Source organism: Pseudoalteromonas sp. NSLLW218 (assembly GCF_015864775.1).
Classification (GTDB): domain Bacteria; phylum Pseudomonadota; class Gammaproteobacteria; order Enterobacterales; family Alteromonadaceae; genus Pseudoalteromonas.
In genome coordinates this window covers 47158-62718 of the sequence record NZ_JADYWO010000009.1, presented here as the reverse complement: position 1 = coordinate 62718, position 15561 = coordinate 47158, and the positions used below count along the sequence as shown (strand labels likewise).

Here is a 15561-nt window from a genome sequence, read left to right as displayed (position 1 = left end):
ATACGCCCCGCACTCAGCGATGAAGTGCTAACAAAAAAAGATGGCTAAGTAGCTCAGCTGGTTAGAGCACATCACTCATAATGATGGGGTCACAGGTTCAAATCCCGTCTTAGCCACCATTATTTTTTGTTGCTCAATGAAGAGTTTAAAATAACTACCTTGTGTGCGGGAGTGGCGGAATTGGTAGACGCGCTGGATTTAGGTTCCAGTATCTTAGGATGTGAGAGTTCAAGTCTCTCCTTCCGCACCATAATTCTTGATAAGAATTAAAACTATCAATTGTTATTGTTGGGATATCGCCAAGCGGTAAGGCACCAGGTTTTGATCCTGGCATTCCCAGGTTCAAATCCTGGTATCCCAGCCAACAATGGCTAAGTAGCTCAGCTGGTTAGAGCACATCACTCATAATGATGGGGTCACAGGTTCAAATCCCGTCTTAGCCACCATTTCTTCTTTTAGAAATGGCTCTGCAAGAGTTAAATTGCAGCTCAATGAAGAGTTTAAAATAACTACCTGTACTTTATTGTACAAACGATGCGGGAGTGGCGGAATTGGTAGACGCGCTGGATTTAGGTTCCAGTAACTTCGGTTGTGAGAGTTCAAGTCTCTCTTTCCGCACCATGTTCTTATAAGAAATAAAATTATCATTAATTCTTTGTTGGGATATCGCCAAGCGGTAAGGCACCAGGTTTTGATCCTGGCATTCCCAGGTTCAAATCCTGGTATCCCAGCCAACTTCTTCTACCAAGGAAAGTTGGATAAAAGAATTGCTCTAGCTTAGAGTTTAAATTGGCAAATTGTTGATGCGGGAGTGGCGGAATTGGTAGACGCGCTGGATTTAGGTTCCAGTAACTTAGGTTGTGAGAGTTCAAGTCTCTCCTTCCGCACCATGTTCTTATTAAGAACTAAAATTAATATCAAATTTATAGTTGGGATATCGCCAAGCGGTAAGGCACCAGGTTTTGATCCTGGCATTCCCAGGTTCAAATCCTGGTATCCCAGCCAATTTGACTCCCCTGTCTAAAACTTCTCAAAACTCATTAACTTCAACTTACCTTCTCTGCATTTAAATAAACACTTATAAACTCATCTATTGTTATTGGTTTACTATATAAATACCCTTGTAAATAATCACAGTTAAGATTCAACAACGCCTGTTCTACTTCTTTAGTTTCTATTCCCTCAGCAACTACATCGCAATTTAATCGACCCGCTAAAAACAATGTAGATTCTACAATGGCGTAATCAGGCGAGTTAGTAAGCATATCTTTGACAAACGACTGATCAATTTTTATTTGATTAATTGGCAGCTCTCTTAATAACGACAGCGACGAGAAGCCTGTACCAAAGTCATCAACACTAAATTTAAACCCGCGCATACTCAACTGTTGCATCATTTTTCTAGCAGCCGGTATATTTGTCATCATTGCACCTTCAGTAATTTCAAAAATTAACGAGTCGCTTAATGTAGGATCCGTTGCGAGTAAACTAATTATAAAATCGTAAAACTCGCTGCTCTCAATATCTTTCGTCGATAAGTTGACATGTATGGTACCGGTGAAGCCAAATAGTTTTAGCTTTCTAATGTGATTAACGGCTTCTTGTACAACCCATTTCGATAAAGGAAAAATAAGCCCTGTACGCTCAGCTACGGTTATAAACTTTTCAGGACTAATAAAGCTACCATCATCTTGCGGCCACCGTATAAGCGCTTCTAGGCCATGTAATTGCAGATCTTTAGAGTCCATTATGGGTTGTAAATAAAGCTCAAACTCATCTTTATGTAATGCCACTTTAATTTTGGCTGATAAATCAAAAAAGTCCTCAGCTCGTTTACCTATTGCAGATGAGTAATTTACCAAAGGTTGAAATGTTTTTTTAGCTTCATGCAGTGCCAAGTCAGCTTTTTTTAATAGCTGATCGGGCAATCGGCTATCATCAGGAAAACGGCTTACGCCTATACTTAACTGTATTTTAACCATTTGCTCATTCGTACAAAACGGACTTTTGACGGCTGAGTTTATAATGTTTACACAATAATTCATGCTTTCATCTGTATCGGTATGCAGTAAAAATGCGAACTCATCACCTCCAATCCGATATAACTTAGCAATTCCGCATAATTCTTTATTTAGTTTATTGGCAAATGCAGCCAAGAGTTGGTCACCACACTGATGCCCAAACGCATCATTAATTTGTTTAAAGTTATTTAAGTCGATATAAAATAGTGAAAATGGGGAAGGATATTCAACTTGTTTACTCAGAGATTTAAAAAACTTATCGCGGTTAGGTAGAGTTGTTAAGTTATCGTGCTCAGTTTGATATTTTTGATACTGCGTTGCTTGCTCTATTTTAAGAATACTTTTTAAGCTCAGTTTAATAACTAAAAAAACAAACCCACCACCGCCAAGTAACAACATAGCCACCATATTCATAACGACGGGTGCAATGTCGTGATTTGAAAAATAATAAAGTACCCACCAATACCCTATAATAAAAAAAATGATAGCGCATAGCAGTACACTCCATGCTCTTTGCGATGTTTTTTTACAAACTTTAACGGTCGTTTTTAAGCTAGCAACAAGCAGTAGCGCACCTAAAATAATTATTACTGTAAAAAAATTATCCACACACAAGCTCTTTAAAGTTATTAAACTGTGACTTAATGATGTAACACCAGTTAAATTAAAACCGTGTTCAATATAGCCGAGTCACTATTTGCTGACTTAAAAACAGGCATAAAAAAAGGCTCATAAATGAGCCTTTTAAATATCTACTTTAAATTTAGCCTAAATCACCGCTAATTGCGTATTTTAAAACCCAGTTTTTTATTGGCCCCGTATTATTAGCCATTTTTAAAAACTGGCTACGTGCCCATTTAAGTGGCGTAATTTGATTTGAAAACCCAAAGTAACACGCGTCCATCATGCTCATCATTAATAAATTAGCCCTGCGGCGAGCTCGTTCGTATTCTTTAAGTTTCAGAGGGCAACCTATATCTCCTGCTTCGTTTAAAACTTCAGCAAGTGCCACTACGTCCTGAAAACCTAAATTAACGCCCTGCCCTGCAAGCGGGTTAATTGTATGCGCTGCATCGCCCACTAAAACCAAACGCCCTTGCGAATAGCTATTTGCATGTTGGCGAGTTAGCGGAAATATCGCATGGGTTTGTACTTCAAAGTCTCCAGCAAGTTCTGGGAATTTATTCAGTATGTGTGTTTTTAACTGAGTTGGGTTTAGCCCTTTAAATGCTTGTAGTGTATTTGCATTGTCGTACCAAATTAAATTAGCGTACGGTGCCTGCATTGGTAAAAATGCTAATGGCCCGGTTGGTGTAAACTGTTGCCATGTTTTAATTTGTTGCGGGGCATCGAGTTTAATTAATACCCCCATGCAATGCTGTTGGTACTGCCATCCCGTAATACCAATATTCGCCTTATCACGCAATTGCGATTGCCCGCCATCGGCGGCAATTACTAAATCAGCCGTATAGGTTTGATCTCCATACACAAGCGTAATTAAATCATCCGTTTGCTCTATTTTAGTTACCGGTAATGATTGCTCAATAACCTCAATCTTGTAATGCTCAAATTGCTGCCACAAACTTGCTTGTATTAAACTATTTTCAATCAAATGACCTAAATGTGTCGTGTTTATGTCGGCGCAATCAAATAATAAATTGTCACCACCGCGCTCAAAAGCCTCTAATTGTTGATAAGGTGCTATGCGGTTTTGCCTTAAAAGCGGCATTGCGCCTAATTCATCAAGTAAATTTTCTGAAAAACGATTAATAGCAGACACTCTAATATCCACCTTATCGCTACTAAGAATGTGCGATGGGTCAATTAGGTGTTTTTCAATTATACGCACGCCAAAGCCTTGTTGAGCCAGCTTTATCGCCATAGCCGCGCCAACCATGCCTCCGCCAACTACTATCACATTATTTTTAGTCATGTTTTTCATCATTTTATTATTACTTGAGTCTGTTTTGATTGTATCAAAATTAATTTGTTTTATACCAGAGGATATCCCTAACAGCTGATTAAACTCGCCCTGTATTGATTTGAGATCACAAACATGAAAACTATACTTGGATCTGGGCGGGTATCCAGCTAAAATACGCCTCCTTTAAGTGAGCATGCTTGCTCCTTAATCCTGTTTCTAGCACATTTTTGTGCCACTATCGAATTGAACACGAGGCAATATTTCAATGAGCAAAAAGCTGCATATTAAAACCTGGGGTTGTCAGATGAACGAATACGACTCTCAGAAAATGGCTGAACTTTTAGATGCCACCAACGGCTACCAGCTAACTGATGATGCAACAGATGCCGACGTAATCTTACTCAACACCTGTTCAATTCGTGAAAAAGCACAAGAAAAAGTATTTCACCAGTTAGGTCGTTGGAAGTTGTTAAAAGACGACAAGCCAGATTTAATAATTGGTGTAGGTGGTTGTGTTGCCTCACAAGAAGGTGACTCTATTCGCCAACGTGCACCATTTGTAGATGTTATTTTTGGCCCGCAAACGCTACACCGTTTACCAGAAATGATTAAACAAGTGCAAGGCGATAAAGGCTCATCGGTTGTTGATATTTCATTCCCAGAGATTGAAAAGTTTGACCGCCTGCCAGAGCCAAAAGCGGATGGCCCATCTGCGTTTGTATCAATTATGGAAGGCTGTTCTAAATACTGTACTTTTTGTGTTGTACCGTATACTCGCGGCGAAGAAGTTAGCCGCCCAGTAGATGACGTATTACTAGAAATTGCACAGCTTGCTGAGCAAAACGTACGTGAAGTAAATCTACTAGGGCAAAACGTAAACGCATACCGCGGCGACACGCACGATGGCGAAATATGTTATTTCTCAGATTTAATTCGTCTTATTGCTGCTATTGATGGTATTGACCGTATTCGTTACACCACATCGCACCCGGTAGAATTTACGCCAGACATCATTGACGTTTACGCTGATGTACCAGAGCTTGTAGATCACCTACACCTACCAGTACAAAGTGGTTCAGACCGTATATTAAACTTAATGAAACGTGGCCATACGGCAATTGAATATAAATCGACAATTCGTAAGTTACGCAAAATTCGCCCTAACTTAAGCATGTCGTCAGATTTCATTATTGGTTTCCCAGGCGAAAGTAAAGAAGATTTTGAAGCAACCATGAAGCTTATTAGCGACATTGGTTTTGATATGAGCTTTAGCTTTATTTACAGTGCACGCCCAGGTACGCCAGCAGCAGATTTGCCAGATGACGTAACAGAGCAAGAGAAAAAAGAACGCTTATACCTACTACAAAACCGTATTACACAAATGGCACAGCAAATTAGCCGTCAGATGTTCGATACAGAGCAACGTATACTTGTTGAAGGTCCTTCTAAAAAGAACCCAATGGAATTACGTGGCCGTACCGAAAATAACCGTGTAGTAAATTTTGTTGGCCCGCACACAGTGATCGGACAGTTTGTTGACGTACGTATTACCGAAGCACTACCTAACTCTTTACGTGGTGACTTAATTCGTACAGAATCAGAAATGAACTTACGACGTGAAATCGCTCCTTCAGCTATTTTAACTAAAGCTGCAGCTGCAGAGCCAAAACCAGACACTGTTAACGAAATTGGCGTAGCTACTTTCGTTCCTTAGTCAAAATTATTAGCGCCAGTTAACGCTGGCGCAGTACTATAGGAAGCAATTTTGAGTAATCAGTTAAAAACATTAGAGATTTATTTAGAACCTGCCGATAACAAACGCCTTTCTTCTTTATGTGGCCCGTTTGACGAAAACATCAAACAAATTGAGCGCCACCTGGCTGTTGAAATAATTCACCGTGACAACTTCTTTAAAGTAACCGGTAAACTACACAACTGCGCCGGCGCTGTAGAAATCTTAAAAAACCTTTATGTTGATACTCAGCCAGTTCGTGGTGTTTTAGGCGAAATAGAACCCGAAGCCGTTCATTTAGCTATTACCGAATCAAAAGCCCTAGAGCAAGATGCATCAAGCAGCGCTTACGGCAAAGAAATGGTGATTAAAATGCGCCGTGGTGTTATTAAACCACGTAACGATAACCAAGGTGTTTATTTGGCTAATATTTTAAACCACGACATTACCTTTGGTATTGGCCCTGCTGGTACTGGTAAAACCTACCTTGCAGTTGCTGCCGCCGTTGACGCCCTTGAGCGCCAAGAAATACGCCGTATATTATTAACGCGTCCTGCTGTAGAAGCGGGCGAAAAGCTTGGCTTTTTACCCGGTGATTTAAGTCAAAAAATAGACCCGTACCTACGTCCTCTTTACGACGCTCTTTTTGAAATGCTAGGTTTTGAAAAAGTAGAAAAACTCATCGAAAAAAATATCATTGAAGTCGCCCCGCTTGCTTATATGCGCGGACGCACTTTAAACGATGCCTTTATTATTTTAGATGAAAGCCAAAATACCACCGCCGAGCAAATGAAAATGTTTTTAACCCGTATAGGGTTTAACTCAAAAGCGGTTATTACAGGCGATATAACACAGGTCGATTTACCGCGTGGCACACGTTCAGGCCTTCGCCATGCAATGGAAGTACTTGATGGCGTAAACGAAATTAGCTTTAACTACTTTAAAGCCCAAGACGTAGTACGCCACCCTGTTGTAGCACGCATAGTTGAAGCCTACGAGCGTAACGACGAAAGCGAGCGACTAAAGCGCATTGAAAAGCAAAATGCAAAAGACGCACTTGCAGCTCTTCAACAGCCTACCACTAAAGAGTAATACTTTGACAACCGAACTTGATTTACAAATAGCCTGTGAGTTTGACAACCTCCCAAGCGAAGAGCAATTTGCACTGTGGGCCGACAAAGCCCTTAGCCAATACCGTGATGAGTCTGAGCTCAGTATCGTTATTAGCGACGAAGCGCAATCGCAACAACTTAATAACGACTATCGCGGTAAAAATAAACCGACCAACGTACTGTCGTTCGAATTTGAAGCACCACCAGGAATAGATATTCCCTTGGTTGGTGATTTAATTATTTGCCCAGCCATTGTATTAGCTGAAGCAATTGAGCAAGAGAAGTCATTTCATGACCACTTTGCTCACATGGTTATTCACGGATGCTTGCATTTGCTTGGATTTGACCATATAAAGAGTGACGATGCTTTAGAGATGGAAAGCATCGAAAAGCAATTACTTGCAGAGCTAAACATAGCAGACCCATACCGGGACGATATTTAAATTAACGGAGCAATTAGACGCAATGAGCGACGGTAACTCGCAATCTAGCCAGGGTTCTTCTGGCAAAACGTGGTTGGGCAGAATAGCCCAAATGTTGCAAGGGGAACCCCAGAATAGAGAAGAGCTGGTCGAAGTTATTGCCGATGCGCAAGAACGAGACGTAATCGATCCTGAAACAAAAGAGATGATAGAAGGTGTGCTTGGCGTGTCTGAGCTTAAAGTGCGAGACATAATGGTTCCGCGCTCACAAATGATCACTCTTGAGATCGACAGCCCGCTTGAAGAGCTAATTCCAATGATGGTTGACTCAACTCACTCACGTTTTCCAGTGGTGATTGAAGACAAAGACCATGTAGAAGGTTTTTTACTCGCTAAAGATTTATTGCCACTGATCTTAAATAAAGACGAGCATTTACCATCAATACGCGATTATTTACGTCCAGCAATGGTAGTACCTGAGAGCAAACGTGTTGATACATTGCTAAACGAATTCCGTCAGCAACGCTACCATATGGCTGTTGTTATTGACGAATACGGCGGCGTATCGGGCTTGGTAACGATTGAAGATATTCTTGAAATAATTGTTGGCGAAATCGAAGATGAGCACGACGAAGAAGAAGAACATCAAGATATTCGTCGACTTGCGAAACATGTTCACGTAGTGCAAGCACTCACACCTGTAGATGACTTTAACGAGCATTTTAAAACAGGCTACAGCACAGACGAAGCCGATACTATTGGCGGAACTGTACTGCACGCATTTGGCCATATGCCAAGCCGTGGTGAAACGATTGACATAGAAGGTTACCAATTTAAAGTAACCAACGCCGACAATCGTCGTATTTTGCAACTGCAAGTCACCGTTCCTAAGGCTGATGATAACGACAGTGAAGAAACTGCTAACTAGACTTACCTTATTAGCAAAAGATAAAAAAGCATGGCTCGCACTCGTTGCGGGCCTTGTTTTAACTTTTGGCTATGCCCCCTTTGAAATTTGGCCCATCGTATTTATTAGCCTTGGTGCCATAATTTTTTGCGTTAATCCCAATAATACCGGTAAAGCACACGCAAAAACCGCTGCTAAATATGGCTTTATATTTGGCTTAGGCTGGTTTGGTGCAGGTATAAGCTGGGTACATGTTTCTATTGCCACCTTTGGCGGTATGCCGCTTATTGCGTCACTCTCGTTAATGGCATTTTTGTGCGCCTACTTAGCATTATTTCCCGCACTTGCCTTTTGGGCAACTACACGCTTTGCCACTGGCCCTAAAAGCTTTGGCGCATTACTAATTGCCTGCTTTGCAATTAGTGAGTATTTACGTGGCACCGTACTTACCGGTTTCCCATGGTTAAGTTTTGGCTACACACAAACCGACGGACCTTTAAGGCTGCTTGCCCCTTATATTGGCGAGTTTGGCTTAACTCTTACCTGTGTCGCTATTGGCTTTGCACTGTATAGACTTATCCAAAAAGATTTTAAAACCCCGGCGGTTACGGCTACAGCTGTTGCGCTTATTTTTGCAGGTGCAAACACCACAGGCAGTATTCATTACACAGATAAAAACATGTCAGTATTGCTCGTACAAGGCAACATACAGCAACACCTGCGCTTTGAGCCAAGTGAGTTTTGGACCACAATGAGCAAATACCAAGACCTGACACGCCCACATTGGGATGCCGACTTAATAGTATGGCCCGAAGCCGCAGTGCCTGAAATAGAAATGCTTGCCGATTCCTACCTAGCCAATTTAGACAGTGCCGCCTCGTTTAATAAAACCGCCCTTGTAACCGGTATTGTTGACTATCAGCGAGACACCAAAAATATATTCAACACGCTTATCGTGGTTGGTAATAAAGAACGCGGCGACGAGCACGGGCATTATCATTACCTTGATAAAAACCGCTATCAAAAACACCAGCTGTTACCTATTGGCGAATTTGTACCCTTTCAAGATTTTTTGCGCCCTATTGCTCCGTTATTCGATTTACCTATGTCGTCGTTTACGCGTGGCGACAAAGTGCAAAACAACTTACGCGCCAATGGCTATAACTTACTCCCCGCTATTTGCTACGAAATTGTTTTTGCCGACTTAGTACGCGGAAATTACAAAAGTGATTCTGATCTACTCTTTACGGTAAGTAACGATGCCTGGTTTGGCGACTCCATTGGGCCATTGCAACACATGCAAATAGCCCGCATGCGCGCGCTCGAACTACAACGCCCTCTTGTGCGCGTTACCAACAATGGGGTAAGCGCCGTATACGACCCTATAAGCCACACACAACAAACCATGCCTCAGTTTGAAGCTACCATATTGAGAGCCAACATTAAGCTTATAAAAGGCGACAGCGTGTACAGCCAATACGGCAACATGTTTGTGTGGGGATTTGTGTTGTTGATGGGTGTTGTCGGGTTTGGGGTTAGGTTCAAAAGTTAAGCTCGCTATTTAAGATGTAGGGCCTACATATTTAGCTCTACATTTTTAAATGTGTTTAATTAGCTTCTAAAGCCATTTCTTCTAAAGATAATCTTAGTAAGTAGCTACACCATTCCCTTAAATTTAGCAGACTAACTTGGTAGTACTCCCTAGCGTTACTCATTGTATTGCTATCTAATAGTGGTACCGCACTGCCTGAATATGAATTATCGACAAACCTAATTCCTTGGTGAAGGTATCTTGATCTTAAACCGTAATATGAATTAATTATTTTAACTAATGGGTCATTATTGCTATCTTTTTCCACATAACTTCTCACTCTATCTGAGATTGAATGTACTTGTTGACCACAACTATCACACTTTTCACTCTTCGAAGCTCCAATCAACGACGCAACTTCTAATGAAGACATATAAAGTATCATTGCATCTTCACTTGATGATGGATGAAGTTTAGCTGCATTAGAGAATCTTAAATCGCTCTGAAAGTCAGTATTACCCTCATCACTTGCCTCCCCTATTCTCGGAGTTGGGTAAAATGTATCTAGAGTAAATGAATCTAAAGATCTGCCTGATGTAAAATGAGCATAAGAATTCAAGAGTAATTGAATTTCATAAGAGTAAATATCATTACTCAGTATGTAATCAATAAGGAAATAGGTTTTTTCTGAGATTTGAACTAAGCCATCAGCTATTGGTTTAGCATCAATCCAACTTATATCTCTAGAGTATTTATTAATTTCAATACTAGAAAAAGATGAATCATTGTCACTTTGAGTATCTCGAATAATCAAACAGTTTGTACTAACAGTTAAAATTTCAATAATCGTTTTAATTTTTTCTGCTGCTTTAGCTTCTGCATCTTTAGTATCATAACCATTAATATCAACTATCAATTTAATTGAGCTATTACCTGTTGGTTTTAAAACAAAACTTTTACCTGAGTATGCGGCAATAGAACCCCTAATAACATCAAGAGAAGTACTAAATCTGAATTTAGAAATCAGTTTTTTATAATCTAAACTATTTTTAACTAGCTCTCTAATAACTTTTAGGTCGCTTATAATTTCATCACTTTCGATATAATCAGAGAACATGACCGCGACTAAATTCCCTTTTTGTTTATACCTGACCGAAACCACGAAAGAACCTTTAGCTTTATAGTTCATACGTCCTAAAATTATTTGTTTAGAACCTAGCTTTTTATACGGAGAGTAATGCCAAGCACACTTACCAAAGTGATCTCTAATACTTGCCCATAAAGATCTCAAAAAATGATTACTTTCATTTTCATTATTTAATCCTTCAAGTAAGATTTCCAAATAGATATACCTATAGTTTAATTAAATTATGTTAATTGGAGTTAGTCCTTCACTGCTTCTTCTACCGTTTCCATATTTACAACTTGATTCAAGTTACCTTTAATAACCACCGTCGCTGATATTTTATCTTGAATTGCTTGCCTGTTTGGGTCCCAATATATCTGCAGGAACCCCAATAACCCGGTGGCAAACCCTGCACCGTAGCCGCCGTAGCGACCAAAACAGTCTAATAAACCTAATGGCTCACCGCTTAGGGCGACAACACGGATATTACAAACCTTTTTACCCGGTGTTTGGCCGCGCCAAAGCAGCGAGAACAACGTAAAGTAAACCGCAGCCCAGCCAAAACCCAAGCCTAGGTCTTGAATAATGCCTTTGCTCCACTGCAAAATACTATTTGTAGTTGTTTGCGCTGGTTTTTCTTCTATTAACTCTGCAGGCTTTATTTCGTTATTTTCACTGAGTACTAATAACTGTAAAAACACGGTAGCAAGTTGTGGGTTTTGTAGGTCGTCCATTTCTGCTAATTTGGGAACTTCCCCTATTAAATTATCAAGCGCGGTTTGTTGGCAAGGTTGATCACAGCTGTCATCGGCTGTTTGCGCTAAATAAGTGTTTACGTGTGGTTTTTCTGTGGCGGTAAGCTGAATTTCATCTTGTATTTTTACGCCCTGAACAGCCAAACCTTGATCAGCGTTATCGTCTTCTAGGTAATCTATGCCAATTGAAAGCACAGTAAGTGCGCTTACAAATAAAATACTTGCTGCCGTTACTTTTAAGATTCTTCGCCACACACTCGACATTTTTGGAAGGTATTGCTGAGCCGTACCTTTATAAAAAGCCATTGCAGCAACAAATGCTATTAAAGCCGCGCTAAGCTTGGCCGCTAAAAATATCAGTGCAACATCAATAATAATCGCTAGTGCACGCCGAATTGGCGTAGCTAAAGGCAAGCCCAGTAAAGCACTGTCAATTTTAAAGGCGTAGGGGGTAACAACTTCTCGGGTTTCAGAATTTGATAATTCTAATTGTTCTATCTCTTTGGCTTTCATTTATTTTCTTGTTATTAAAATAGGTAACCCGGTTAACTTACGCGTTTTTTATTTTTTGCTCAAGATTAACTCTGCTTTATTTTTAGGAAAACCGCCCCCCACAAACACTAAAAGTTACAACCGTTTACAAATATAAAGTTAACATAATTTACAAAAGTAACTATTGAACATATATTGATGCTGAAACTGCTTTCACACTAAAAATTAAATATATGGAGTATATTTTGAAGTTATTAACTAATGTGTTTTTCTTGTTTTCGGTCCTTATTTTGAGTGGCTGTGCCCACCAGATAAGTTTAAATCCAGACACTGAAAAACTTCAGGTTACAGAAAATAAATCAGCATCAGTTGTGGGTTATTATATTTCTGAAGATGATATAAAAAAACAAGTAAAAACACCTGGCGGTGGTGGCGATAATGTTAGTTACAAACCTTATAAAGACACAGAAGCAGCGCTGTATACTGTGCTTTCTAATAAATTTGAAAACGTTTATAAGCTTGAATCATTAACTGATAGTACATTTTTAAAAGATAAAAAAATTGAGTATGTATTCATACCGACAATAACAACGCAATCTAGCTCAGATAGCTTATTCACATGGCCTCCTACAGAATTTACCTTCACGCTAAACTGTAAAACTTTAAATAACAATGGTGATATAGCATGGAATAGTGAAGTTAAAGGTTTTGGCAAAGCTGAATTTGATGAGTTTAAAAATGATTTTTCTTTATCTGCAAAACGTGCAACGGAAGAAGCATTTAACAAACTAGTTGTAGAACTTGATCAATCAAATTTATAAATAAGGACAGAAATAAAATGAAGTATAAAAGTTCACTAGGTTTAATCGCGGCTTTATTTTTAAGTGCATGTACCATTCAAGTTCCACCTTATAGTGCAGATATCAGCAACGTTTCTAAACTAAAAGAAGAGTCTAATACACCCGTCTCAGTCGGAACAATTGAATCTGAAAAAAAATTAAATAAGATATCACTTCGAGGCTCTCCTCTTGTTTCATCTGTAGGCAACAGCTATGGAGAATATATTGAGAGCGCTTTAATACAAGAATTAAAACTGGCTAAACTTTGGTCTGGCGTTGCTAAAAAGCAAGTGACTGGCAAGGTTATTGATCAAGATATTGATGTAACAGGGTTCTCAGAGGGGAATTCATTTATAAAAGTAAATTTTGTTGTTTCAGAAGACGATGCAATTTTATTTGAGAAAGTAATTTCAGCTGAACATAATTTCGACTCTTCATTTATTGGAGCAATTGCAATCCCAAATGGTCAACGAAGCTATGTAGAGCTTGTTCAAAAATTACTTAAGAACTTGTATTCTGACGAAGAGTTTATTACTGCAATTAAGTAAGTACTCTCAGTGTAATTAAAACAAATAAGGAGCTGTATGCTACAGCTCCTTATTTATATATAAATTTAATTTATAACTGGATAATCGGTGTAGCCTTGTTCTGCACCACCAAACAAAGTGTCGGGGTTGTGGCTGTTAAGAGGCTTGCCTTGCTTTAAGCGTGCTGGTAAGTCTGGGTTTGATACAAACGGGCGACCAAAACCAATCATGTCGGCCCAACCTTCGCTAAGTGCTTTGTCTGCACGTTCTTTGGTGTACTTGCCTGCGTAAATTAATACACCGTTGTAGGCTTTACGAATGGCGTGTTTAAACTCAACACTCATCAAAGGTGCGTCATCCCAATCGGCTTCGGCTATATGCATGTAACCTACACCGGCTTTATTTAATGCCTCAGAAACCGCTAAATAAGTTTCCTCAGGGTTTTCGTCTACTGTGCCATTAAGGGTTGTTAACGGGGCTAGTCTTACGCCTACTTTGCTGCTACCAATTTCGTCGCTAACAGCATTTACGACTTCAATTAAAAAGCGTATACGGTTTTGCACGCTGCCACCATATTCATCGGTGCGAGCATTTGACTCTGAGTCTAAAAATTGGTTGATAAGGTAACCATTTGCAGCATGAAGCTCTATGCCATCAAATCCTGCATTAACTGCATTTTTAGCAGCTTGACGAAATTCGCCTATGACTTGCGTAATATCTTGTTTGCTCATCTCGCGTGGTAACTGAGTATCTACAAAACCCGGTGTGCCGTTTGTATCTACAAATACTTTTATGTCTTTTGCAGCAATGCCTGAGGCTGAAATAGGCTGCACGCCACCGGTGTTGTCACTATGAGTTACACGGCCAACATGCCAAAGCTGAGCAAACATCACGCCACCAGCGCTATGTAATGCGTTGGTTACTTTACTCCAACCTACAACTTGCTCATTTGAATAAATACCCGGAGTCCAAGCGTAGCCTTTGCCAAGTTCACTAATTTGTGTGCCTTCGCTTACAATTAGCCCGGCACTTGCGCGCTGTGCGTAATATGTTGCCATTAAGTCGTTAGCTATATCGCCAGGCTGTGTTGAACGCGAGCGAGTCATTGGGGGCATAACAATACGGTTTTTTAATGTTTTACCTGCAAGTTCTATTGGTTCAAAAAGTAATGTCATAATGCCTCCTAAGTTTGATTGCGCTCATAATAACGTAACCAAGCACATCCAAAAACAACAAAAACTGCAAAATAGTTTTGTTGTATCTGCAATAAAGCTACAAAGTAAAACACATTAACTTTAGGTGAACTAAATGTATTTTATTGACTCTTAACAGCACTATTAAGTTGAGGGTTTGATGTGAATAAAGGGAATGCGTGGCCGTGGGTTATCTCGTTATGTATACATGGCGTGTTGCTGTACTTATTACTTTCACATAAATTACTTTCGCAAAAAATAAAGGTTGAAGAACCTCAAACAAAAAAAGACACCGTAATAAACGCTTATGTAATGGTTAACTTATCATCCCAACCTAAGTTAAGCACCGTTAACACCACCACTAACGCACCGATTGCTGAGCCTGCAAAGTTAGAGGTAAAAAAAGCACCTGAATCTATAAGCACTAATAAAACACCTACAACTCAAACACAAGTTACTAAAGCACCCAAACAACGTGACGAAAAACCAAAAACAACAACAGTAACAAAGTCCACTATTACAAATAAACCTCAACCCCCTGCCCACACCATTAATACCAACACGCAAACGTTTAAAAAACTTAACCCGTATGCGCCTATTTATGGCGCACCTATAAATAACTTAACGCATAAAAAAATGGTCACGTTTGGCGAAGCCGATAACTCAGATAGTACTGATGATGCAATAGCTGCCACGCCCACAATTAAATCACCGGTTAAATCACAAAAATCGGAAGTTATTAGCCAAAATACAATAGGCACACGACGATTAGAAAAATTTAACGGTAAATGCTATTTAATTGATACTTCAACCGTATTTGGTAGTAATGGCATGCCTCAAGGTAGCGCGCAGACCTGCCCTGGTGAGCAAACTGATGATGAAATATTATTTAATAAAATAATGGATAAGTGGGCTCGTAAAAATAATTAGTTTTAAATTAGTGAACAAATACGTTATTAAAGCGTATTGGTTATAAGTAC

The 15561-nt window shown here is 39.7% G+C and carries 13 protein-coding genes and 8 tRNA genes; 16 read left to right on the top strand and 5 right to left on the bottom strand.

What is annotated here, in order from left to right; all coding sequences use genetic code 11:
- Positions 1-42 precede the first annotated feature (42 nt).
- The 8 genes from I6E80_RS14830 to I6E80_RS14795 all read left to right on the top strand — a co-directional run bounded on the left by I6E80_RS14830 (position 43) and on the right by I6E80_RS14795 (position 1005).
- Positions 43-119, top strand: a tRNA-Met gene (locus I6E80_RS14830).
- Positions 120-165: 46 nt separating this feature from the next.
- Positions 166-250, top strand: a tRNA-Leu gene (locus I6E80_RS14825).
- Between the two features lie 39 nt (positions 251-289).
- A tRNA-Gln gene (locus I6E80_RS14820) sits at positions 290-364 on the top strand.
- Between the two features lie 5 nt (positions 365-369).
- Positions 370-446, top strand: a tRNA-Met gene (locus I6E80_RS14815).
- A gap of 90 nt (positions 447-536) precedes the next feature.
- Positions 537-621, top strand: a tRNA-Leu gene (locus I6E80_RS14810).
- A 38-nt stretch (positions 622-659) separates the two neighbouring features.
- Positions 660-734 (top strand) — tRNA-Gln (locus tag I6E80_RS14805).
- Between the two features lie 71 nt (positions 735-805).
- Positions 806-890: transfer RNA gene (locus tag I6E80_RS14800), tRNA-Leu, on the top strand.
- Positions 891-930: 40 nt separating this feature from the next.
- Positions 931-1005, top strand: a tRNA-Gln gene (locus tag I6E80_RS14795).
- Positions 1006-1046: 41 nt separating this feature from the next.
- On the opposite strand, the gene I6E80_RS14790 is transcribed toward I6E80_RS14795, so the two are convergent.
- Together I6E80_RS14790 and I6E80_RS14785 are read right to left on the bottom strand one after the other, a co-directional pair.
- On the bottom strand, positions 1047-2630 hold the full coding sequence (locus I6E80_RS14790; RefSeq protein ID WP_197185873.1) for a bifunctional diguanylate cyclase/phosphodiesterase: 1584 nt from the start codon (positions 2628-2630) through the stop codon (positions 1047-1049).
- A gap of 154 nt (positions 2631-2784) precedes the next feature.
- Entirely contained in the window at positions 2785-3966 is a 1182-nt protein-coding gene (locus I6E80_RS14785; RefSeq protein ID WP_197185872.1) for an FAD-dependent monooxygenase, read from the bottom strand.
- A 244-nt stretch (positions 3967-4210) separates the two neighbouring features.
- Between I6E80_RS14785 and miaB the strand changes: the two genes are divergently transcribed.
- The 5 genes from miaB to lnt are packed head-to-tail and all read left to right on the top strand — an operon-like array spanning position 4211 to position 9670.
- Positions 4211-5659: a tRNA (N6-isopentenyl adenosine(37)-C2)-methylthiotransferase MiaB gene (miaB, locus tag I6E80_RS14780; protein WP_024598305.1), complete on the top strand. Its 1449-nt coding sequence runs from the start codon at positions 4211-4213 to the stop codon at positions 5657-5659.
- A 51-nt stretch (positions 5660-5710) separates the two neighbouring features.
- Positions 5711-6769, top strand: coding sequence for a PhoH family protein (locus I6E80_RS14775; RefSeq protein WP_197185871.1), 1059 nt, complete (start codon positions 5711-5713; stop codon positions 6767-6769).
- 4 nt (positions 6770-6773) lie between these two features.
- Positions 6774-7232, top strand: a complete 459-nt coding sequence (gene ybeY / locus I6E80_RS14770; protein WP_002958542.1) for an rRNA maturation RNase YbeY — start codon at positions 6774-6776, stop codon at positions 7230-7232.
- Between the two features lie 22 nt (positions 7233-7254).
- Positions 7255-8139: a CNNM family magnesium/cobalt transport protein CorC gene (corC, locus tag I6E80_RS14765; RefSeq protein WP_007585597.1), complete on the top strand. Its 885-nt coding sequence runs from the start codon at positions 7255-7257 to the stop codon at positions 8137-8139.
- The gene (gene lnt, locus I6E80_RS14760) at positions 8120-9670 is read left to right on the top strand and encodes an apolipoprotein N-acyltransferase (protein ID WP_197185870.1); all 1551 of its coding nucleotides are present in this window, start codon (positions 8120-8122) and stop codon (positions 9668-9670) included. The genes corC and lnt overlap by 20 nt, the downstream gene beginning before the upstream one ends.
- A gap of 55 nt (positions 9671-9725) precedes the next feature.
- Here lnt and I6E80_RS14755 read toward each other — a convergent pair whose 3' ends face one another.
- Together I6E80_RS14755 and I6E80_RS14750 are read right to left on the bottom strand one after the other, a co-directional pair.
- Complete coding sequence (locus tag I6E80_RS14755; RefSeq protein ID WP_197185869.1) at positions 9726-10991, bottom strand: hypothetical protein; 1266 nt, start codon at positions 10989-10991, stop codon at positions 9726-9728.
- 41 nt (positions 10992-11032) lie between these two features.
- Positions 11033-12043, bottom strand: coding sequence for an RDD family protein (locus I6E80_RS14750; protein WP_197185868.1), 1011 nt, complete (start codon positions 12041-12043; stop codon positions 11033-11035).
- Positions 12044-12267: 224 nt separating this feature from the next.
- On the opposite strand from I6E80_RS14750, the gene I6E80_RS14745 reads away from it, so the two are divergent.
- Together I6E80_RS14745 and I6E80_RS14740 are read left to right on the top strand one after the other, a co-directional pair.
- The gene (locus I6E80_RS14745; protein ID WP_101164097.1) at positions 12268-12843 is read left to right on the top strand and encodes a hypothetical protein; all 576 of its coding nucleotides are present in this window, start codon (positions 12268-12270) and stop codon (positions 12841-12843) included.
- A 17-nt stretch (positions 12844-12860) separates the two neighbouring features.
- Positions 12861-13409, top strand: coding sequence for a hypothetical protein (locus I6E80_RS14740; RefSeq protein WP_170072155.1), 549 nt, complete (start codon positions 12861-12863; stop codon positions 13407-13409).
- Between the two features lie 65 nt (positions 13410-13474).
- Here I6E80_RS14740 and I6E80_RS14735 read toward each other — a convergent pair whose 3' ends face one another.
- Positions 13475-14563, bottom strand: coding sequence for an alkene reductase (locus I6E80_RS14735; protein WP_197185867.1), 1089 nt, complete (start codon positions 14561-14563; stop codon positions 13475-13477).
- A gap of 180 nt (positions 14564-14743) precedes the next feature.
- Here I6E80_RS14735 and I6E80_RS14730 point away from each other — a divergent pair, with 180 nt between their 5' ends.
- Positions 14744-15511, top strand: coding sequence for a hypothetical protein (locus I6E80_RS14730; RefSeq protein WP_197185866.1), 768 nt, complete (start codon positions 14744-14746; stop codon positions 15509-15511).
- Positions 15512-15561: the final 50 nt, after the last annotated feature.

Coding starts and splice junctions, on each gene's coding strand:
- I6E80_RS14785 (WP_197185872.1), bottom strand. CDS start 3,966: ATGATGAAAAACATGACTAAAAATAATGTGATAGTAGTTGGCGGAGGC.
- miaB (WP_024598305.1), top strand. CDS start 4,211: ATGAGCAAAAAGCTGCATATTAAAACCTGGGGTTGTCAGATGAACGAA.
- corC (WP_007585597.1), top strand. CDS start 7,255: ATGAGCGACGGTAACTCGCAATCTAGCCAGGGTTCTTCTGGCAAAACG.
- I6E80_RS14750 (WP_197185868.1), bottom strand. CDS start 12,043: ATGAAAGCCAAAGAGATAGAACAATTAGAATTATCAAATTCTGAAACC.
- I6E80_RS14740 (WP_170072155.1), top strand. CDS start 12,861: ATGAAGTATAAAAGTTCACTAGGTTTAATCGCGGCTTTATTTTTAAGT.
- I6E80_RS14735 (WP_197185867.1), bottom strand. CDS start 14,563: ATGACATTACTTTTTGAACCAATAGAACTTGCAGGTAAAACATTAAAA.